This window comes from Parabacteroides sp. 20_3, from assembly GCF_964238835.1.
GTDB classification, from domain to species: domain Bacteria; phylum Bacteroidota; class Bacteroidia; order Bacteroidales; family Tannerellaceae; genus Parabacteroides; species Parabacteroides distasonis.
Window position 1 is genome coordinate 56016 of sequence record NZ_CAXSNO010000004.1, and the last position, 21490, is coordinate 77505.

The 21490-nt window shown below is 39.7% G+C and carries 17 protein-coding genes; 10 read left to right on the forward strand and 7 right to left on the reverse strand.

From position 1 onward, the window contains the following. Position 1 precedes the first annotated feature (1 nt). A complete protein-coding gene (locus ACESPU_RS09280) occupies positions 2-1186 on the reverse strand; it encodes an AAA family ATPase (RefSeq protein WP_036617201.1) in 1185 nt (394 codons plus the stop codon). Positions 1187-1263: 77 nt separating this feature from the next. Here ACESPU_RS09280 and ACESPU_RS09285 point away from each other — a divergent pair, with 77 nt between their 5' ends. The 10 genes from ACESPU_RS09285 (at position 1264) to ACESPU_RS09330 (ending at position 11371) form a co-directional block, all read left to right on the forward strand. After that, positions 1264-2382, forward strand: a complete 1119-nt coding sequence (locus ACESPU_RS09285) for a DUF362 domain-containing protein (RefSeq protein ID WP_008773563.1) — start codon at positions 1264-1266, stop codon at positions 2380-2382. 8 nt (positions 2383-2390) lie between these two features. Then, positions 2391-3776 carry a tRNA uridine-5-carboxymethylaminomethyl(34) synthesis GTPase MnmE gene (gene mnmE / locus ACESPU_RS09290; RefSeq protein ID WP_158532254.1) on the forward strand — a complete coding sequence of 462 codons (1386 nt, stop codon included), beginning with the start codon at positions 2391-2393 and terminating at the stop codon, positions 3774-3776. A gap of 284 nt (positions 3777-4060) precedes the next feature. Beyond that, a complete protein-coding gene (locus ACESPU_RS09295; protein ID WP_042985143.1) occupies positions 4061-4936 on the forward strand; it encodes a helix-turn-helix domain-containing protein in 876 nt (291 codons plus the stop codon). 117 nt (positions 4937-5053) lie between these two features. After that, complete coding sequence (locus ACESPU_RS09300) at positions 5054-6169, forward strand: site-specific integrase (protein ID WP_304244790.1); 1116 nt, start codon at positions 5054-5056, stop codon at positions 6167-6169. A gap of 179 nt (positions 6170-6348) precedes the next feature. After that, complete coding sequence (locus ACESPU_RS09305) at positions 6349-7341, forward strand: hypothetical protein (RefSeq protein WP_373133309.1); 993 nt, start codon at positions 6349-6351, stop codon at positions 7339-7341. A gap of 98 nt (positions 7342-7439) precedes the next feature. Beyond that, on the forward strand, positions 7440-7814 hold the full coding sequence (locus ACESPU_RS09310) for a helix-turn-helix domain-containing protein (protein ID WP_373133310.1): 375 nt from the start codon (positions 7440-7442) through the stop codon (positions 7812-7814). Positions 7815-7819: 5 nt separating this feature from the next. Next, positions 7820-8890 (forward strand): AAA family ATPase, encoded by a 1071-nt coding sequence (locus tag ACESPU_RS09315; RefSeq protein ID WP_373133312.1) that lies wholly within the window; start codon positions 7820-7822, stop codon positions 8888-8890. 321 nt (positions 8891-9211) lie between these two features. Next, entirely contained in the window at positions 9212-9640 is a 429-nt protein-coding gene (locus ACESPU_RS09320; protein WP_120139437.1) for a metalloproteinase, read from the forward strand. Further along, positions 9637-10845 (forward strand): relaxase, encoded by a 1209-nt coding sequence (locus ACESPU_RS09325; protein WP_373133313.1) that lies wholly within the window; start codon positions 9637-9639, stop codon positions 10843-10845. The genes ACESPU_RS09320 and ACESPU_RS09325 overlap by 4 nt, the downstream gene beginning before the upstream one ends. Positions 10846-10849: 4 nt before the next feature. After that, entirely contained in the window at positions 10850-11371 is a 522-nt protein-coding gene (locus ACESPU_RS09330; RefSeq protein WP_373133314.1) for a hypothetical protein, read from the forward strand. Between the two features lie 81 nt (positions 11372-11452). On the opposite strand, the gene ACESPU_RS09335 is transcribed toward ACESPU_RS09330, so the two are convergent. The 6 genes from ACESPU_RS09335 to ACESPU_RS09360 are packed head-to-tail and all read right to left on the reverse strand — an operon-like array spanning position 11453 to position 21490. Continuing rightward, positions 11453-13996: an ATP-binding protein gene (locus ACESPU_RS09335; protein WP_373133315.1), complete on the reverse strand. Its 2544-nt coding sequence runs from the start codon at positions 13994-13996 to the stop codon at positions 11453-11455. 31 nt (positions 13997-14027) lie between these two features. Continuing rightward, positions 14028-17180, reverse strand: a complete 3153-nt coding sequence (locus ACESPU_RS09340; protein WP_373133316.1) for a type I restriction endonuclease subunit R — start codon at positions 17178-17180, stop codon at positions 14028-14030. Between the two features lie 3 nt (positions 17181-17183). Continuing rightward, positions 17184-17921 carry a retron system putative HNH endonuclease gene (locus ACESPU_RS09345; protein WP_373133318.1) on the reverse strand — a complete coding sequence of 246 codons (738 nt, stop codon included), beginning with the start codon at positions 17919-17921 and terminating at the stop codon, positions 17184-17186. Continuing rightward, positions 17918-19264 carry an AAA family ATPase gene (locus ACESPU_RS09350; RefSeq protein ID WP_373133319.1) on the reverse strand — a complete coding sequence of 449 codons (1347 nt, stop codon included), beginning with the start codon at positions 19262-19264 and terminating at the stop codon, positions 17918-17920. The genes ACESPU_RS09345 and ACESPU_RS09350 overlap by 4 nt, the downstream gene beginning before the upstream one ends. Positions 19265-19283: 19 nt before the next feature. Next, the gene (locus tag ACESPU_RS09355) at positions 19284-20486 is read right to left on the reverse strand and encodes a restriction endonuclease subunit S (protein ID WP_373133320.1); all 1203 of its coding nucleotides are present in this window, start codon (positions 20484-20486) and stop codon (positions 19284-19286) included. Next, entirely contained in the window at positions 20441-21490 is a 1050-nt protein-coding gene (locus ACESPU_RS09360) for a Fic family protein (RefSeq protein ID WP_373133322.1), read from the reverse strand. The genes ACESPU_RS09355 and ACESPU_RS09360 overlap by 46 nt, the downstream gene beginning before the upstream one ends.

The following is a 21490-nucleotide window of genomic DNA, read 5'->3' on the forward strand; positions in this document are numbered from 1 at the left end:
CTCAATAACTAAATCCTAATATCCATGCCGGCATACGGTTAAACACGCTTTTCGGTAACCCGTAGATAGCCGCATAAGCGTCGGGTACGAAGCGGAGACGATCATATCCCCTTAAGGGATCACCTACGGCGAAGATATATTTACCGCCAATCAAGAAATCTCCGTTCTCCATGAATTCCACGTTCGCCACGGAACGCATCTGGCTTAAGAAATAGGTTTCACACATCAATTGCCGATTCTCCTTATCTCCGAAAAAAGAGATCAGCAAGTTGGTATCCCCCATAAAGACTTTCTGCTTGGCCGGAGTGGTTCCCAGTTGGTCTGCCGAGTAATAAATAAGCCTCACATCATGAAAGAAACGCAACAGGCTATCGCTTTGCTGACGAAGCATATTTGTCTTACGGGTTACATCAATCGATTTCGGACGTAAAGGAGCCGACTCAGCCACCATCATAAAATATTTTTGAGCTCGTTCCAGATTACTCATCGAAATAGAAACCACCGAAGGCAAATCCCGGCAAATCTCTTTTCTCACTAATTCTTGCAGACGGAAATAATACATATCCGGGTCTTGCCAATAAAAAGGATAACATCCATGTTCCAGATAGTTCCGGTAAATCGGCACAATATTCATCTCCGCATTGATCTCCTTCACCAAATCATGATGGTTCGCTAAGATATCCTCCAACGGAATGGGATCTTTATCCAGAATGCTTTCGTAAGAAAGGAATTCACGGAACGACATCGGATGCATGGTATAAAAAGCAGCCTCATGCCTTAACCCGTTCCGCACCTCTGTCTGCGAGTACAAAGAAGTGGTAGCGAAAACAATCTTTAAGGCGGGGTTGGCATCCAATAAAGCTGAGACCTCTTCCATCCAGCCCGAATAGAAATGGATCTCATCCAAAAACAAATAATGCCCCCCGGCTTGCAGGAACTCCTTAACCGCATCGGTCAATGAATGTGTCTCAAACCAGAAATCATCCAGATTCACATACAGGGCTTCCCGTGAATCTTCAAATTTCAACTTAATATGCTGTAACAACAAGGTAGTCTTACCAACCCCTCGAGAGCCGAAGATGCCGATTAACCGATCCTCCCACTCTATCCGTGCATGCAAATAACGCAGGAATGTACAATTTATTCCTTTCAACAATAGCTGATGATTCCGCTGAAGCAAGTCCATATACAAATCTGTTTTACGCGAATATAAAAAATGTTCCGTGTTTTTCGTACCTTTGTCAACACTAAACCAATAAAAAGATGAATACATCCAAAGTCTACTTTACTAATTTACGCACGACCCCCAGCAGCAACCTGCTGGATAAGATGGAACGTCTGGTAAAACGTGCCGGTATCGCCAATATCGACTTCAAAAATCAATTTGTAGCCATTAAGATCCACTTTGGCGAACCGGGGAATTTGGCATACATTCGTCCTAATTACGCCGCTCGCTTGGTGAGCCTGTTACGTGAATTAGGCGCGAAACCGTTCCTTACCGATTGCAACACCTTATACTCGGGCCGCCGCTCCAACGCTGTCGATCATCTTCAAAGCGCCATGGAAAATGGGTTCAATCCCATGTCCGCCGGTTGCAACGTTATCATCGCCGATGGCGTGAAAGGTACGGACTACCGGGAAATCGAGATTGACGGGCAATATTGCAAGGCCCCGAAAATAGGTGCCGCTATCGCCGATGCCGATATCATCATTTCCATGAACCATTTCAAAGGTCACGAGCAAGCCGGTTTCGGCGGTGCGCTGAAAAACCTCGGGATGGGATGCGCCAGCGTAGGCGGTAAACTGGAATTACATTGTGCCTCACAACCCCGTATCGATACGGAGGCTTGTAAAGGCTGTAACATCTGTGTAAAGCACTGCGCTCACGATGCCATCCATTTGAATAACAACCGAAAGGCCGAAATTGATTACGAGCGTTGTGTAGGTTGCGGGCAATGTGTGGCTCTTTGCCAGTACGACGGTGCCGTAATGGGCGAAGGTGATACTTCCGAGCGATTGAATTACAAGATCGACGAGTACACGAAAGCCGTATTAGCAGACAAGCCTCATTTCCATGTTAGTTTTATCATGAACGTATCTCCGGAATGCGATTGCTGGAATCATAACGATGCCGCCATCATCCCCGATTTGGGTATCGCCGCGTCTTTCGATCCGGTGGCCTTGGATAAGGCTTGCGCCGATATGGTTATCAACGCTCCTATCATCGGAGGTAATAAATTAGCCGAGACTCATCCTCACGAACACCTTGAGGGAGAGGATAAATTCCATTTGATTCATCCGGATACGAACTGGCAAGCCGGCCTACGTTATGCGGAGGAAATCGGACTGGGTTCTCAAGCGTATGAATTAATAACAGTTTAATAGACGGAATGAGTACAATTTGCGCTATATCTACAGCTCCGGGAGTAGGAGGAATCGCAGTGGTCCGTGTCTCCGGGCCGGATGCTTTCAAGATTTGTGATCGGATATTCCGGCCGAAGAAGGTAGATAAGAGTTTATCTACCCAAAAGGCTTATACCTTAACGTATGGTTCCATCGTCGGTAACAATGACGAAACCATAGATGAGGTGATCGCCGCTGTTTTCCGTGCCCCCCATTCTTTCACGGGGGAAGATACGGTGGAAATCACCTGCCACGGCTCGACGTATATCCAACAACAAATCCTGCAATTCCTTATCTCCAGCGGATGCCGTATAGCGCAACCGGGTGAATATACGCAACGTGCTTTCATGAATGGCAAGATGGACCTTAGCCAAGCGGAGGCCGTTGCGGATTTAATCGCCTCCACTTCGGCCGGCCAACATCGTTTGGCTCTAAGCCAGATGCGAGGTGGTTTCAGTAGGGAACTCGCCGAACTTCGAAACCAACTGCTCCATTTCACCTCTCTCATGGAATTGGAACTGGATTTCAGTGACCATGAGGAATTAGAGTTCGCTGATCGTAGCGAGCTTCGCACGCTTGCGGATCATATCGAACAGGTCATCTCCAAACTCGCCCAATCTTTCAGCGTAGGTAACGCTATCAAAAACGGTATTCCTGTCGCCATCATCGGTGAGACGAATGCCGGCAAATCTACTTTACTAAACGCCTTGTTGAACGAGGATAAAGCGATCGTCAGCGACATCCACGGAACGACCCGTGACGTTATCGAGGATACGATCAATATCAACGGCCAGCTCTTCCGTTTCATCGACACCGCCGGTATCCGTGAAACAAGCGATACGATCGAAGCTCTTGGTATTGAACGTAGTTTCAAGGCTCTAGACCAAGCGCAAATCGTCATCCTCATGTACGACTTAACCCGTGACCTCAAGGATTTCGAGGCTTTCTATCAAGAAATAGCTCCGAGATTAACGAATAAGTCTGTTATCTTAGCGATGAACAAATGCGATGTATTACCCGCATCCTCTCTCCCAACCTTCTCTTTCCCCACCGAAGGCTGGCATCAAATCGCTATTTCCGCCAAAGGCAAGCTGCATATCGCAGAGCTACAACAACTCCTCACGGAAGTCTCTTCCATCCCCACCCTCCACCAAAGCGACATCATCGTAACGAATGCCCGCCACTTCGAGGCGCTTACGCATGCGCTGGAAGCTATACATAGGGTACAAGAAGGTTTGAACTCCAGCCTTTCCGGGGATTTCATCTCGCAAGATTTACGGGAGTGTATATTCCATTTATCGGATATCGTAGGAGAGGTTACGACAGATCAGGTGCTGGGGAATATATTTCAGCATTTTTGCATCGGCAAGTAGGATATTGTAATCAACTGCAACGATTTAGAACTAACTATAATGAAGTCGCTGATTTTCAGCGGCTTTTTTATTTGCCAAAAATCCAGCTATAAACAGTTGGATACTGTTGTTCACCATATTTTTCTACCGTATTTCTACCGCGGAACAATTAAGGGATTTTGCCCGATGTCACACTGACGCATTTGTTGACGTGTGTTGACAATGGTTTACGTGAGTAGACAAAAAGGGAAATTATCCGAGCTGTAAAAAGCTCATGTTTCACTAAAATATGGAGAATAACAAAAATGGAAGTAAAAAGAATCTGCCAGTGGTGCGGCAAGCCTTTCATGGCAAAAAAGACCACTACCAATTATTGTAGTCCGCAATGTTCCAAAAGAGGTTACAAACACCGTATGAAGGAACGTAGAATGGAAATGCGCGAATTTCAGGAAATGCTGGAGGTAAAGAACAAACTGGAGAGCCAGGAATACTTTACCTTTTCTCAAGCAGCCAGACTAATGGGAGTTTCTCGCCAGTATGTCTATAAATTGGTAAAAGAAGACAAACTTCGTGCATCAAGGCTGAGTTCAAGAATGTCGCTCATCAGAAGAACCGACATCGAACTTATGCTGAAAACAAAACCTTATGAAGTTCTCAGACCAAAAGATGAATTTGACGTTACCGAGTATTATACAGCTGAACAGATTGCGGAAAAGTACAAAGTTAACGCCAAATGGGTGTGGACCTATACCCGGCAAAATAATGTTCCCAAGGTCAGAATCCGCCAGTTTAATTATTACAGTAAAAAGCACATAGATGCGGCATTTGCCAAATATAAGACTGATGACGCCTTGACCGAATGGTACACTCCGGAAGAAATCGAGAAAAACTATGGGATGACACGTGTAGCCATCCGTTCACATGTTTACCGCAACAACATCCCTTCAAAGAAAGAGCACGGCCAGATATTCTACTCAAAACTTCACTTCGATCTGTCCAAGAAGACAACCGAAGATGATTCTTCAGAATATTATACCGTGCAGGAAGCCATGAAGAAGTATAGTCTCACACGGGATTCAGTTTACGGCATTCTGCAATTCCACGAAATAAAACGGGAGAAGAAAGGGCGCTTTGTGAGATTCCTGAAAGTGGAATTTGACCACATTATGGGCGCCAGATAATGAATCTGTACAGACAGATATACAGACTGGAAAATGATTTTATGCTGAATGCGGTCTGCATAAAGTCATTGTGCATCTTCACCGCAAAATTTAAGTCAACTAATAACATTTGTAACTATGTCAGAATGTAAAACTGTAACTTTGAGAACCCGCCCACTAAAAAATGGTATGCTTTCCTTCTATCTGGACTATTATCCGGGCTATCGTGACCAGGAAACGATGAAGACTATCCGTCACGAAGGTTTGAACATTTATATCTATGCAAATCCGAAGAATCAGCGGGAACGTGACTTCAATGCAACTATGTCAGAGAAAGCAGAAGCCATCCGATGCCGGCGCTTTGAAGCTATCGTAAACGAACGATATGATTTCTTCGACAAGAGGAAATATAAGGCAGACTTTCTGGAATACTACCGTAAGCAACTTCCCAAGCACGACCAGAAATGGGAATTCGTTTATCAGCACTTCTATAACTTCGTACATGGCAAATGTACTTTCGAAGAAATTGATGTGGAGCTGTGCAACAAGTTTCGTGAATATCTGCTCAATGCCAGACAGCTAAAACGAGATGGATATATTACACGAAACTCTGCGTCCGGCTACTGGTCCACATTCAGAGGATTCCTGAAGATTCTCTACCGCAATCGGCTGATCAAGTCAAACATAAATGATTTCCTGGAAAAGATTGAACCGGAAGATGTGGTAAAGGACTATTTGAGTGTAGAGGAATTGTACTGTCTGGCCGAAACACCATGCAAGATACCAGTTCTAAAAACCGCTTCCCTCTTTTCGTGCCTGACTAGTTTGAGACTCAGTGACATACTTACTCTCTGCTGGGAGGAAATCGTTGATTTTGCAGCAGGAGGAAAATGTGTACACACCATCACACAGAAAACAAAGACGGAAGACATCATCCCCATTAGTGATGAAGCCCTGAAGCTGATAGAATACTCACCTGAGAAGAAGGGTTTGGTATTCAAAGGTTTGAAAAGGTGCTGGACCCAAGTTCCCATGAAGGAATGGATTCGTTCTGCCGGAATCACAAAGAATATAACATTCCATTCGTATCGTAGAACATTCGCAACCCTGCAAGGAGCTGCAGGGACCGACATCCGTACCATACAAAGTATGATGGCTCACAAGAGCATAACCACGACCCAAAGATACATGAAAGTAGTGGACAGCAACAAGCGTGAAGCGAGCAACAAGATTACCCTAAAAAGGAAAGGATAGCAGTCTGTATTCTAAATAAATAATAGGCCTAAAGTATGATTATAGTATGATTTAGAGTATGATTTTCGTACTTTAGGCTTATTTTTCTTAAAATCTCAACGATTATCTGTCACTAATTACAACTATTTGGAAATAGAAAATATATTTGCCATAAAAACTAATACATATAATTACGGAACATGACAAACAATATTAAATTATCGGCACGAAAGACAAGTTTCATACTTGCAGTAAGTTGTATCCTTTTTTCAGTAATTGCAACATATCTGTACATTAATCACCAGATAGATCTGACCAGATATACAACACCTATAATATTAGGAACTGTTGTAATAATCATAACGTGCGGAGAATTACAACGTGTATTCTATATATTCCTTACGGATGAATGTCCGCAGATCTTTTCTGATAATCAAAGAAATTCTATACCTGACAAAGTTATTCCCAAACCAGATATGATAATTGAAGAATGCAGTGAACCAACTGTAGAAGTTTCAGATATAGAAATGATTGAAGTTAGCAATGCAACAGAAGTTATTTCAATGATTGAGTTACCGGAAAAGACAAAGAATACTGATACGACAGAAAATAAAGCTGTCAGCTCTGAAATCGTTACATCCATTACAATATCAGAGCAGCATGATGATTCGAAAGAAATCAAAGTTTTGGAGCAACAACCTACCTCAGAAGTTAAACCCGAAGCTTTTTCATATCTCCAGGGATTCGAAAGCCGTATGGAAGAAATTCAGAAGGAAGAATTGGAGAGAAAAATAATGATTATAAAGGCTATTCATGAATATACCACCTATTCTACCGCAAAATTTCTTACTAAAGAGAATCTGCTTATACTACATGAAAACATAGACCATTTGGCAAGTGGGCAATCAGATTTGTATAAACCCATCCGTTCAAAAATGGAAACTCCTCTTACATCACCTTCATTAAGACATTTTGTCTGGAATATAGGCGAACGGTTAGGTATATCATTATCAGAAAGAGCCAATTTCATAAAAACTATATTCCCTAATGAATTAAAAAATGCCACCTTGGGATACCTTGTCAAGAATCTCAAGGATACCATACACAGTCAGATTCCTATTGACAGTCCAAAATATGATGATTTCAAATTTGATTATACTCTTATAAACAAAGCCCAGTGTGAGAAAAAATGAATTAATACAGACCGGAAAATGATTCTCGTCTCCTATTTTTCTGCATAATGTCATTGATTTAGTTTGTGGCGTATTTAAACACAACAAATAAAGACATTATGCATTTTAGAAATTTAACCTTTAACGATTTACCTACAGTTGTAGGTGAATTATGTAAGAGAATTGAAAGTCTGGAAACTGTATTGAAAAACAGTCTGGCAGTCCAAAACAAGGTCAAAGAGAACCATCACGTTCCTATGACGGTGGATGAAGTATGTACCTACCTTGGTATATCCAAATCCTCATTTTATTATAAGGTCAAGCATGGAGGCATTCCTGTAATCAAACAAGGCAAACATCTTTTTGTCTATCGTGATGAACTGGACAAATGGCTTGAGACCGGAAGAAAGGTACAGGCTCCACTGACTTTTGAAGAAGAACAGACACAGATGCTTGCTGCCATCCGTCGTAAGGCTAACCCTAAAAACGTGTAAAGCCTATGGACAAGACAGACATTAGAATTCCTACTGACGAGGAATTGACCGCTTATATGGAGGAGTCTGCTGTAAGTGCAAACGGAGCTTATGAACAGTCACCGGTTGTATTGATGGTAGATAATGCCGCAATCGGTACACTGGGGAACTTCAGTGCCTCTATAGGCAAAGCCAAAAGTAAGAAAACTTTTAACGTTACAGCCATTGCAGCGTCAGCATTGAAAAACGGAACAGTGCTGAAATACCGTTCATCATTTCCAGAGGATAAGCGAACTGTTCTGTACATTGATACAGAACAGGGACGCCATCATTGCCAGAAAGTATTGAAAAGAATCCTGCGCCTTGCCGGACTCCCGGAGGAGAAGAATCCAGATAATCTGATTATGCTGGCTTTGCGCAAGTACGCCCCTCCGATACGTCTGGCTATAGTCGAACAGGCTATCGGCACAATCCCCGATCTCGGACTGGTGATTATAGATGGCATCCGAGACTTTCTTTATGATATCAATTCCCCCAGTGAAGCGACCGATATTATTTCCAGATTCATGCAATGGACGGATGACCGCCAGATTCACATTCATACCATTCTCCATCAGAACAAGAATGACGAGAATGCCCGTGGTCACATCGGCACGGAACTGAATAACAAGGCAGAAACAGTCATGCAGGTAGAAGTGGACAAAATGGACAGAACAGTGAGCGTAGTAGAAGCCATTCATATCCGTGACCGGGAATTTGAACCGTTTGCTTTCCGCATAAACGATGAAGTCTTACCTGAACTGCTCGATTCCTATCAGCCCCAGGAAAAGAAAATTGGAAGACCTGCAAAAGAACCGTTTGATCCGTACAAGGAAATTTCCGAGAGCGTGCATCGGGCAGCTCTGGACGCAGCTTTTACAAACGTCTGTATTACCAGTTATGACGATTATCTGGAACGACTGAAGGAAGGATATGCTCTGCAGGACATTAAGCTGGGACATAACAAAGCAGTTAAAGTTGCCACCTTCCTCAGTAACAAAAGGATGGTCATAAAAGAGGGAAAGGAATATAAAATCAACCCAGACAGCCATTATTGAATTCGGCTTTACTTTATTGGCAGGGTGTACATATTAGAATAAAGCAAAGTCATAAAGATGTTATAGGGAATATTCATCTTCTCCCCTTTTATTGGATAACCAGAATACTTATATCGTTTATGGTAGTAGTCGAAATGTCTATTTCATTTGTATATACGACACGGCCTGCCGTGCAGTTTCAACAGGTATCTGTTGCGAGATATGCCAATGTATAACCTCCACTCCGTTATGGTTGTACATTGGCGCTCTCGCCGGCTCAGCCACTTCGCCGGTGCGGTACTCGCAGGCTCGCACTTTAACCCGTTATAATATTAGATTTTCATGGAAAAAGAAATAATAAAACAAACAGAACAGAACGAGACTCCGGACAACAGGAGAACCGTATTTATCGGGGCCAAAGTCAGCCCCCGACAGAAAGAACATATCAAGTCACTGGCCGAACAATGCGGAATGACCGTAAGCGATTATCTGCTTGCGCGGGCATATAATTATAAGCCAAAGGCAAGACTCTCCAAAGAAGAAGCTGCACTGCTGCAGAATCTGGACAACTGCCGTGCTGACCTGGTGAAATACACATCAGCCCTTCATGGAATGAGTACAAGCCAACGGCACACGATGTTCAACCAGATTCCATTTATGGTGAACTGGCTGAAGGAGCTTGGCAATGTGGCAGAAAATGTCTGCCAATTCCTAAATTCCGTAAAAGAGCCAAACAGTATTCCAACCAATAATAAAACTGAAGAATCATGATCGCAAAGGCTAAAGCAATATCGCATGGCATAAACGACATCCGTTATATAACCGGCGAATCACATAATAAAAAACATCCGGAAAAAATCTATCGGGTATTGGACAATATGATGCCATCTGAACCAGATGCAATGGGTGTCTGGAATTCCATGCAATTTACTCTTTCCCGCTTCCGTCCGGTGAAGAATTCAGTCATCAGGATTGAACTTAGTCCGTCACCCGAACATACCAAGGACTTCACCATTGAAGACTGGCAAAAACTTTGGCAGGATTTCGCTACAGAGTTTGACAAACAGATGTTCAAAGACAAGGACGGGAAAGTACGAAACTGTCCGACCAATCTGGCCAACAGCAAATACACAGTCTGGCTCCATATGGAATCCAATAGCGGTGTTCCACATCTTCATGCTGCTGTCTGCCGGATGGATGAAGACGGACAGATTAACAACGACCACAATATACACCTTCGTGCCCAATGGGCAGCGGAAAGAGTGGCAAAGAAACGTGGATGGACAACAGCAAAACAGGTAAGAAATGTTAACATACCATTGGTTACACGGGATTGTATGAATGTACTTAAATCCATGTCATCATGGTCATGGGATGAATACAAGAATGCATTGACAAAGAAAGGATACACCATACATGAGCGAAAGGACGATGATGGTATTCTTCACGGATATGCTATCATGAAAGGAAAGACGAAATACAAAGCTTCCGATCTGGGTATTGGTAGAAACTTGATGGTTTCAAAACTTCCTGCCACATGGGAGAAACTTCATTATAGGTCAGGCATTTCAGCGAATAACAAACCTAAAAACATTGATTCGAAACAGATTCAGAAGGCATCGGCATCCGCAGATTATACCCAATATAAGAACTACAATCCGAATACGGTTCCCTATACATTGAGTCACGAAGGTCAGGAACATCGGTTCTACATTCCAGAAAAGGTTCTCAACCATTTTAACAATGAATTTGATTATCGTTTCGTCTCCAATTCACAGGATTTAACCGATATGGCAGTAGCAATATTTGTCGGATTGCTGGAAGTCCCCAATGTACCAACCGGAGGTGGCGGTGGTTCACAAAGCGAATTGCCATGGAGAGATAAGGACGAGGATGATCTCTTTTGGGCAAAAAGATGTGCCCGTGCTGCCATTCGTTCCTTAGGAAAGAAACCGAAAACTGGATTAAAACGATGAGCTTATGAAAAAGAAATTTGATTTTACCGCTGAAATGAAGGAAACGCAGGCTACCATAAGTACTCCTCAAAATGAATATCTTGAAGAGGAAAAACGTCTGCTTGGCATAAACGTAAAAGAACTTGCTGAGTTGAATGACAATGTGTATGGATTGAGGACGGATCTTACCGCATTGGTAGATTTATTAGGAAAATACAAGTTGTCTATTACCCAGGATACGCAAGAGCAGGCTGTAAAATTTGGCAATACCGTTCTTGGCCAGTTCATTGACCAAATAGAGATCAAGTGCACAGAGACAGAGCAGAGGATTGCTCAAATGGATAATCACATTTCTCTATCATATAAAGCATTTTATATTTGGATTGTCATTCTAATAGCCCTATCCTCTTTCTTGGTCTGTATGATCGTGGCGAATGTAGAATTTTTGCATTCCTGGTTAATTTGGAGAATGGTTGCTGTATGTGGAGTTATTGCAATCTTGGGAATTACGATGGTGGTAGTGGTGACGTATTTTTTACAAAAGTAAAATATTAAGATAGTCTCAACTGGTAAACTTTAATCTACCAGTTGAGAACTCTTTTTTTAATAATTCCCTATATACATTAAATCACGAACAACTAAGGACCAACCCTTTATACCTTCCTCCTATTCCAGAATGAGTTTTGTTATCAACCAAATTAAATTGGATTTTAAGTTCCATTTTGGCTGCAACAGCTTTTATACAACTAATAATGTTAAAATAAGAATTATCTTTAACTTCAGTATTTAAAAAACTACTATTAGTACATGGAATAAAAAGGTATTCATTTTCATTAAGCATATTAATACTTCTTTCCCTATCCGTATATGTATCAATCCTATCATCATCACCATGTGGTGCAATCGCAAAGACTAAATTAGCTCCTTTTGCTATCAACGATAATAATGATTTTAGATCTGCAGAAAATAAGCTAGACTTATTAGCAAAATAAACCATTAAAATATCACACATATCAATATCAAAATTACATAAGTTATATGGTAGCCATAGTTTATCACTATCAGTTAACCCTTGTTTAAGTAAAATGTCATATTGCTCTATAACCCATTCATTTAATATTTTAGTGTCAAATTTTCCATCACGTCTGGCTGTTTCTGGTTCTGTTGAAATATATCCCATATAGAGTCCCATTCCACTATCACCAGAAAAGGTTGATAATCCTCCAACTGTACGAATACTCATATATGAAAAATGACGTTGATAAAGTGTATTTAATGCAGCCAATCCTACAATTTGCTCATTGAAATAAATATAGCGTAATCGATTATAATTGCTATCTATGTACTTTACATATCTCTGCCCTTCATGATGTCTAGCATACGTTGCATCTATCAACCATTGGTGTTTATCAAAGTTTTCAGAATATATATTAACATGTATTTTTCCAAAAGAATTTCCTAGTTCATTGTAATACACATCCACATCAAGTCCTGCAGTAATATTTGCTAGTATATCCTTAAAAGGAACGTTAAAATCCTTTACACCAGACATCCCTGAATGAACTTTTACAATGTTTTTCCAGATTACCTCTTTAGGATTAATACATACTTTTATTATTGTGCTTACATTCATACTGCTACCATTGCATTGTGATACAATTGGACGTAAGCATAAACCATTAGGAAAACGTAATTTAATATTGCTATTTAGCGATTCATTATATTTCCTAGTCTCAACAATAACTTCAGAGGCAATCATAAAAATAGAATAAAAGCCTATTCCAAATTGACCTACAGATTTGAATCCAGAAGATGCCAAACCTGGATTTTCTTCTTTAGCTAGATCTGAAGCCCAAAAGCTCTTTCCAAAATTTAATAAATAGTCTTTTATGGTTTGCATAGACATGCCGATACCATTATCTTTAACAATAAGCCATTGATTATTATCTTTTTCTTCAATATAAACATCAATACGACCTTCAAAGCCTTCTTCCAAATATTTTCTAGCGACAATTGCATCTCTTGCATTTTGTATTAGCTCGCGTACGACATACTCTACTTTTTTTTCTTTTCCATATAATTTTTCCCCTCCGAGAGTCTTTATAACCCCTTCAATATTACTAATATGAATATTAGCATCACAAGGGAACCATCCATATGTCTTTACATATTTACATAATTCTTCTCTTGATCCAGCACCACTTACCCGACGTGCCTGAAAAGGTATCGGAGACGGAAGATTATTTAAAACTTCATAAGATTGAATAAGCTCATTGTTAAGAACCATAACAGCATCGTAAACAACATTCCATGCTGCATAATCTGATTCCGAAAAAGCAATATTTGAAGCAATAATAACATTAGATTTATTTGTTGTGTCAATATCTATTTGAGATAATTTATTTTGGGCTTCCCAATGATTCCGAGAAACTCCATTTATATCTAATAATTTTAAAAGATAGTCTGGCGCTCTCCCTGAATCAATATGTCCCGCATCTGCACATCTCAAAAGACAAGCTAATTTCAATGGATTTATTCGCCAGTCTACAGGAAAACCTGCTAAAGCAGGGATTTGATTTCCTAACGTTTTGACTTTATCCATATTCCAATGATGACTTGCTGCAATATCACCTATAACTTGCCATAAATGTTTTCTTAATTCATCATCTTCTATAATGTAAAACGTAGATCCATTTTCTCTATCAAAAATCTGATTACATAAATCCTTTGCGTATTTAGCATGGAGATAACGAATAGTTCTAAAATCGGTTTCATATTCTTTTTCCTCATCAGTCATATCTGATTTAGAAATATAATCTGAATGAAAGTCTTTCCATTCAGTGGTAGAGCGCAATGAATCCTTACCCCCTACTGCTATATAAGACAATGCTGCATCATGTATAAGAAATGAACATCCTAAAATAAAGCCTTCCAAAGGATTTAATTGATAATCCTTTCCTGCAATTATACTTGCAACTTGCCAAAGACTATCAACATGAGTTATATCATGTATTGTTAATGAAGGAAAATCTATTCTAATTTTATCGAGTAGAAATGATGCATTATTATGTGCTATTTCAAATGCATTAGTTAATCTTTCTCTTAATGCAATATACCCGTATTTATCATTGAATGCTTCTTTCCAAAGTGTAGTATCTTTATAAGTCATCATAATTTATTTGATAAAAATTAATTTTGTATATTCAGGCTACCCCACCGTACCGTTGGCTGATATAATTAAACACAGCATCACGATAATAAGTAATGCTTTCATCTGAATAACTTTCAGGTAGTTCTTGCCATAGTAAATCCCTTATTGCAATAACAATAGAAGCTTTTGTTTCCTGTTTGTCAAATGGATGATCCATTGTCTTTAGCATAGACTTTATTCTACCCAATAAGTCTTTGGCTACATTCTTCAGCTTTCTAATATCTTCTTTTGACAAATCGTCTTTAAACAATACATCGTACAAAGAAAGCTGTTCATCACTTTCAAATCCCTCTCTGATGTAACGCTTTTCTTCTTCCGACAACTCTTCTGTAAGGTGTATCAAATCTTCAAAAGTCTTTTCAATGCTTGCCCTATTCTGTTCAGCATTATAGTTGTGAATGATTTCCTGATACTTCTCGTAGAAATTAATTCTGGAGGGATTAGCTGCCATCATCTGAACAATACGTTCCTGTAGTAGTTCCTGGATATCTTTCATTATCAGATTCTTTTCTTTCTTTTTTGCAAACTCCCGCCTGAGTAAATCAAAGTCGATTTTACTGATATCAAAACGACGGTTCGAACCACTTTCTGCTACTATATTGTCAGCATCCAATTCCAAATGTTCATCAACAATAACATTAATCGCTACACTTAGATTAGTGATGTCAGCATGTTTGCGTTTTTTCTGCAGCTCTTTGTAGATTGCCTCAAGAGCATCCTTGCTCTGTTTCATTTCCTGCGTGATGTCATCACGATCGAGGAACTTCCATAATTTCAGCAAAGTAGTGATGTATGTACAGTAGCTTTTACGTATCTCAATCGGTTCACATACAGTGTCTGCCCCAGTTCTCAACAGCGACAGTTTCAAGAATGTATCAGCATCAATCAGTTCCTGCAGTTCAAAATCATGTTCTTTAAGAAAAGCTGTTGCCGCAGAAATTGTTTCTGTCACATGCTTAATCAGTTCCTGTTTATCAATTGTCGGATCATTACCATCGGCTCCACCTTCCGGACTGGCTGTATAGTCTGCCAATGCTTTACGAAGAGCCTTTACAATTCCTATATAATCTATGATCAAGCCATTGTCTTTACCATCAGATACACGGTTTGCACGTGCAATAGTCTGCATCAGTGTATGAGCTTTCATTGGTTTGTCGATATAAAGGCATGAAAGCGACTTGACATCAAATCCGGTCAGCCACATTGCACAGACAAATACTACACGCAGTGGATTCTCTGTGTTTTTGAACTCTTTGTCAAGCTCGCGTTTTTCCATTTTTTCACGATGCGGCAAAATGTCAAGTCCCCATTTCTGGAATGTCTGTATTTCGTTCTGCTCTTGCGAAACGACAACTGCCATTTCCGTTTGTTGCATCCAATCCAGTTTACGTTTTAACTCCTGTACTTCCTGCTGATAGGTGGATTTGGATATTTGTTTTTCCAATGATTCTTTTTCTTTCTGCCAATATTCCTGTACATAATTGTACATGCGTACGCAAGTCACCTTGTTGTAGCACACTACCATTGCCTTTCCCGAAGTCCACAAGTCACTGTAATGGCGAACAAAATCCTTCGCAACGATTCTGAGGCGTTTCGGTGCTGTCAGCAAATGTACCTCTTTGGCAAATTCGCGTTCCAGTTTCGTCTGTTGCGAAGCATCAATTTCGCCAGCCTGTTCCAGAACGGCAGCAATTTCTTCGTTGATTTCCGGATTCTTCAGCTCCTTCAGACGTTCGCCGCGGTTTTCATAATATAACGGCACAGTAGCCTTATCGTCAACGGCACGTTTGAAGTCATATATACTGACATATCCACCAAAAGTTCTGGCAGTTATATTGTCATCACGTAGCAAAGGTGTGCCGGTGAATCCAATACGGTTGGCTGTAGGTAACAAATGCAGAAGATTTTCTGCGAATACTCCATTCTGCGTACGATGCGCCTCATCACTGATTACAATAATATCATGGTCAGGATAAATTGGTTCAGCATCAGGCTTGTTGAATTTCTGAATCAGGGAGAATATGAACGAAGGATTACCTTTCAGCTTCGTTATCAGGTCATCTCCGCTGCTTGCAATGAAACTTTTGGCTTTTACATTCCCAAGCACACCGCAATTCTCAAATGTGTCACTGATTTGTTTGTTCAGTTCTTCTCGGTCGGTCAGGATTACGATAGTTGGAGAACCCGCGAATTTCCGTCTGATTTTACAAGCAAGGAACAGCATGGAATAGCTCTTGCCACTTCCTTGTGTATGCCAGAAGACTCCTAGTTTTCCGTTTACATATTCACGGTTTTTATACATCTCCACAGCCTGGTTCACTCCCAGATACTGATGGTTTCGCGCCATAATTTTCACCGTTTTCCCGTCGGAATGGTCATAAAGGATATAGTTTTCCAGCAGGTCAAGGAAATTTTCTTTTTTACAGATACCGCGCAACATTGTTGGAAGCTCAATGTTTCCATTATCCAATTCTGTAAGTCGTTTCCACTCATGGAAAAATTTCCACTTCGAATCAATGGTACCAACACGGGCTTCCAGTCCGTTACTGAATATGATAAAGGCATTATGATAGAACAACTGCGGTATGGTGTTCAGATAATCCCGATAATTCTCGTTAAAAGCATTTTCAACTTCCACATTGTGGTTCTTCAGCTCGACAAACAGTAATGGTATGCCGTTTACAAATCCCACAATATCCGCTCTGCGCCTATATAGCGCACCATAAACCCAAAGTTCCCGGACGCATAGAAAGTCATTATTGCCGGCATTTTCGAAATCTATGACTACAGCTTTTATTTCTTCCGATGTACCGTCCTGTTTTATACGTGTTACTGGTATACCATCACGGATAAACTGATATTTCTGTTCGTTTATCTGCATCAGAGTCTGACTGTTCATACGTTCCGTCATTCTTTCAATAGCTTCTGCAATCTGCTTGTCGTTTATCCACGGATTCAGCTTTTTCAAGGCAAGTCGGAATCGCTGTATAAGCAATACTTCATGAAAACTGTTACGGCCAAGTGTACCGTTTTCTCCCAATACCTCTTTGTCGTATGCATAAACAGAAGTCCAGCCAAGTTCTGTTTCCATTAACTCGGCGGCACTTTTCTGTATGAGTCGGTCTTCGCTGTAGTCTGTTGACATGGTTTATTTATCCTTTTTTAATAAATGATTTATTGCCCCCGCTATTACAAAACAAAATTCAACTAAACTGCCATCTTGTTTTCTTTTCATAACTAATGTTGCATATTGTTCCATTTCTTCATTTGAAATTAATGTATTATCCTCATCGAATATTGCTCCGAGGATAGCATTATATCTTCTATTTTTTAAATAATTACAGTTTAACCCTAAAGTTTTTATATCGGCATTCGCAAGCATATCATCCCCTTTTACCTCTCCATTATCCAAATATATAAAATGAGATGCACAATCATTTTGCAAAGGTGTATAATTCAATTCCTCATTCTCTTTTAATTTATCACAATGCCAATATTTTATATTGTTTTTTTTATTTCCGCCAGTTTTTTTTCTTTCAGTCTCCTCTTCTTGTGTTGGCTTGCAAGACAATAATAAATTTTCATATTCACCAGCAAGATGTCGATATTTCGATTTAGGCAAAACATGTTCTACAATACATGTAGAATCTTTTATTGACTGGCCACAATAACAGCAAATATAACCTTGCTCTCTTAGCATTGCTTGTTTAAGTTCTTTAAAAGAGTCAAAACTCTTTACTACATCATAAACATCAGGCCCTGACATTGTAGGATGAATAGCAGCATCACTTAGATTACATTTATCTAATTTATTTTCTATTAGTTCTGTTTCGTATGCTATGACATCTATATTTTCACAGCTGAAATCTTTCTCAATATATCTCATTTTCCCAATGCTTCTAGTCTGTTAATAATAGCACGGAGTCTAACCAATACCGGTTGATTCGGATCCGTTTCTTCCTCTAATAAACTAATCTCAGAAGAGGCCTGATCTAATAATTTTTCAGATATTAAATCTTTTATTTTTCCAATACGGTCAGCAATTTCAGGAACCCGACTATCTACCAAAGACATTTCTTCAAGAATTAAATTTGCATCTAATCCGTATGGCTTTAATTCTTTATGAGAATAAATACCATCGGCATATTCCAGTCTGTACACCACATTGATGTCATTACCGTTTTCATCTTTTCTTGGTTCAACTGACGACATAACCAAAGGAGCATGCGTACTTATTATAAATTGAATTTTCGGGAAAGTATCTTGTAATGCTTTCAGCACACGGACTTGCAAAGCCGGATGCAGATGTTCATCAATCTCATCAATAATGACAGTGCCATGCGTATGTTTGTAGCACTGGGCGCCAAACATAGATTTATTAAGTAAAGCACAACGAAAAGCAATATCCATCACAATATTTACCAAACGACGATAACCGTCAGACAGCAATGCGGATTCTGATTCGCGTCCGTCAACAAACTTGAAATATACCTTGCCTTCATTATGACGTATATCCATATCATTGATGATATTACACCCAGTAGGACCTAATGCATCAATAATGGCATTTCTTACGGAATTAATTTCCTCCTCACCTTTTTGAGCCCCTTTTAATACAAGCAAACGTTTTATCCAACACTCAAACAATCCTCTACAATCATAACACTCAAAATATCCAAATGAAGGTTTGTGATTGTATTTGTTAAATTTATTCTTATCAAACTTACGCACTGAATGGATATCTTCCGTAGTAAAACAAGCATATACAGGCAATACGTTTACTTGTAGAATACTTTTATCTTCTTGTAGTATATGAGAAGAATGATTACAAACAGTGGCATAATCTCTTAATGGCTTTAAACCTGTTGTAAGATTACGAGAATTCTTTTTAGACTTTTTTTCTATCTTCAGCTCTACATTTGGGTCTAAAGAATAATTGTTACCAGACTGTGTTTGTATAATGGGATAATCTTGTTCATTGGGGTGAAATATAATTTCAATGGGTAATTCTGCAACTCCCGTTTCACGGAAATCATTGTCATCCGCACTTTTCCATACAGTGTTTTCATCGCTATAACCAGAGAAAAAAGCATTTACTACTAAGTTACAGGCGTGCAATAACGAAGTTTTACCAACAGAATTATCTCCTATCAGCAAATTTACTCCTCTCCGAAATTCCATATTTTTTTCTTCGTAGCATCGGAAATTTTTTATTGTTATATCTTGCATAATATTTCAATTTTAGATTTTATACTTCTATTTCTCCACTCATCAGTTTGGGAAGCAGGCGGTCGCGGGCTTCGGTGAGTTTATGAATTTGTTTTTGTAACGAAGATATCAAATCAAAATAATATGATATCTTAGACTCAAAACTATCAAGAATATCGTTGTGTGGGCAGCACAGTGCTAATGCATTTATATCTTTAGGATATACATGTGGCTGAGCTGCTCCTTTTTGCAAGTTATCAATTGCAATTTTATTTGCAATAAGATGACAATAAACAAAATGAAAATAGTTCGTCATAGAGCAATCAATAAAAGAACAATCTGATGCCCAAATTTTTTCAAAATACATACGTGTATATCCTGCATTTGCGCCTGATGCACTAATTGTTATGACACGATTTCCTGTATTCGAATTATTGCAATAATATGCAGGTTCAGTACCACCTGCAACAACAGGTATATTACCTTCAATTATTTCTTTTTTTGTTATTGTTTTGCCTCGCTTAAAACATACAAGTTCACCTAAACATATCTTCTCCCATCCTTCCGGCATCCCATCCACAATCTTAGTATTCTCATGCCCTGGAAAACGAAAATCAACAAACCATTCTTTATAAAGACGCTGTGCTGATTCTTCCAATAACTTAATCTGTTTTTGGTAGTTTTCTATTAAGGAATCGTAACGGAGGAGAATATTTGCAATGTTTCGTTGAACGTTCTTTTCAGGGACTTCCACCTCCATATTCAACAAATCACCATTAGCCAAACTAGCACGAGTTGTCATAGAAGAAAACGCCAAAAATTTATTTCTAAATTTCTTTGACCTCAGATAATAACCGATATATTCAGGCAATATATTATCACTTTTTGGACGTAATCGCTTCGTAAAGCCATTAAATGTAGCATTAGGATAATCCTTTAAAGCAACAGAACTCATTCCTAACTCATCCATAGTTTCGCTTGTACGCGTAATAAAAACATCACCTTTATGAATAGAAAAAGACTCTCTATCTTTATCTGTAGACTCTACTAATGCATCTAATTTATCTGGCAAAAACCAATTATTAAACACGTTAGAAAAAGTCAAAAAAGGATAACCACTTCCAAAGAAATCTTTACTTTTTGACAGTCCATTATGCACTGTATATAATTCTCCCAACTTCACCTTCTTCCATTCACTCATACCTTTCCCTCCTTTCTTTCCTTCAAACTTACCACTTCCCAATATCCGCTCTTATTACTACCCATACGCACAATCATCCCAACTTTCCTCAACTCACCCAAACGTCGCTTGATAGTTGCTTCCGATACACCCAATAATGCTCCATATTCAGCATAATTCAGTTTATTATTCTTCAGAATAGCCTGATACAAGTGTCCTGTTATCGGGTCAGATATATCATTTATCGGGTCAGATACAGGTTTTATCAGGTCAGCAGCCTGTGACTTTTTGTATGCTTCAATCTCTTTATTTATGTTCCGAATATGTTCGTCGAACATAAATTCATAGAAAGGAAGAAGCGTTTCCTGTTCGCGTGCATCAATAAGCGACTGGATATATTCTGCCTTATCATCCTTGACTACTTTCGAAGGAATAAGACCGAATTCATATTGCAGATGATTCATCACCAGCCTTGACATGCGTCCGTTTCCGTCCACCCAAGGATGAATGGTGACAAGCTGGTAATGAGCTTCAAAACTAAGCCTATATTTGGAGATTACATCGTCTGTATTCAGCAGTTCCTTTCGCAGACTGTTTATATATCGACAAAACTCCTCCAATTTGGCAGGAACTTTCCGGAAATTCATATAGGAACTTCCTCCTACACCGGCTGTAACACCAAGCAAGCGCAACTCTCCCTTGGATGAGTCAAAACTACCGCTTGCTGTGTTATATTCTCCACCTGTGTTTTTCATCACCAAAGCAGACAAGCCTTTTAACATATCGACAGAAAAATCAGCATGCACCTTGGCAAGCTTCATTGACTGTTCGTATGCCGCTTTCAAATCCAGATTCATCATCTGCTCCTGCAGGCTGCGGCCTTTTGCCGTGATACCTTCATCGAAAAGCAACTGGTTCTCTATTTCGGTAACCGTACTGCCCTCAATGGCTGTGGAATGGGTAATAAGGGAATACAGATAGAACTTGTTGTAGTCTATCTGCTCCGCAATACCCAATGCCTTATATTCATCCAGCAGGGAAAGCAATGTTTCCGTCTTATTGTTCAT

Coding starts and splice junctions, on each gene's coding strand:
- ACESPU_RS09280 (WP_036617201.1), bottom strand. CDS start 1,186: ATGGACTTGCTTCAGCGGAATCATCAGCTATTGTTGAAAGGAATAAAT.
- ACESPU_RS09285 (WP_008773563.1), top strand. CDS start 1,264: ATGAATACATCCAAAGTCTACTTTACTAATTTACGCACGACCCCCAGC.
- mnmE (WP_158532254.1), top strand. CDS start 2,391: ATGAGTACAATTTGCGCTATATCTACAGCTCCGGGAGTAGGAGGAATC.
- ACESPU_RS09295 (WP_042985143.1), top strand. CDS start 4,061: ATGGAAGTAAAAAGAATCTGCCAGTGGTGCGGCAAGCCTTTCATGGCA.
- ACESPU_RS09300 (WP_304244790.1), top strand. CDS start 5,054: ATGTCAGAATGTAAAACTGTAACTTTGAGAACCCGCCCACTAAAAAAT.
- ACESPU_RS09305 (WP_373133309.1), top strand. CDS start 6,349: ATGACAAACAATATTAAATTATCGGCACGAAAGACAAGTTTCATACTT.
- ACESPU_RS09310 (WP_373133310.1), top strand. CDS start 7,440: ATGCATTTTAGAAATTTAACCTTTAACGATTTACCTACAGTTGTAGGT.
- ACESPU_RS09315 (WP_373133312.1), top strand. CDS start 7,820: ATGGACAAGACAGACATTAGAATTCCTACTGACGAGGAATTGACCGCT.
- ACESPU_RS09320 (WP_120139437.1), top strand. CDS start 9,212: ATGGAAAAAGAAATAATAAAACAAACAGAACAGAACGAGACTCCGGAC.
- ACESPU_RS09325 (WP_373133313.1), top strand. CDS start 9,637: ATGATCGCAAAGGCTAAAGCAATATCGCATGGCATAAACGACATCCGT.
- ACESPU_RS09330 (WP_373133314.1), top strand. CDS start 10,850: ATGAAAAAGAAATTTGATTTTACCGCTGAAATGAAGGAAACGCAGGCT.
- ACESPU_RS09335 (WP_373133315.1), bottom strand. CDS start 13,996: ATGATGACTTATAAAGATACTACACTTTGGAAAGAAGCATTCAATGAT.
- ACESPU_RS09340 (WP_373133316.1), bottom strand. CDS start 17,180: ATGTCAACAGACTACAGCGAAGACCGACTCATACAGAAAAGTGCCGCC.
- ACESPU_RS09345 (WP_373133318.1), bottom strand. CDS start 17,921: ATGAGATATATTGAGAAAGATTTCAGCTGTGAAAATATAGATGTCATA.
- ACESPU_RS09350 (WP_373133319.1), bottom strand. CDS start 19,264: ATGCAAGATATAACAATAAAAAATTTCCGATGCTACGAAGAAAAAAAT.
- ACESPU_RS09360 (WP_373133322.1), bottom strand. CDS start 21,490: ATGAACAATAAGACGGAAACATTGCTTTCCCTGCTGGATGAATATAAG.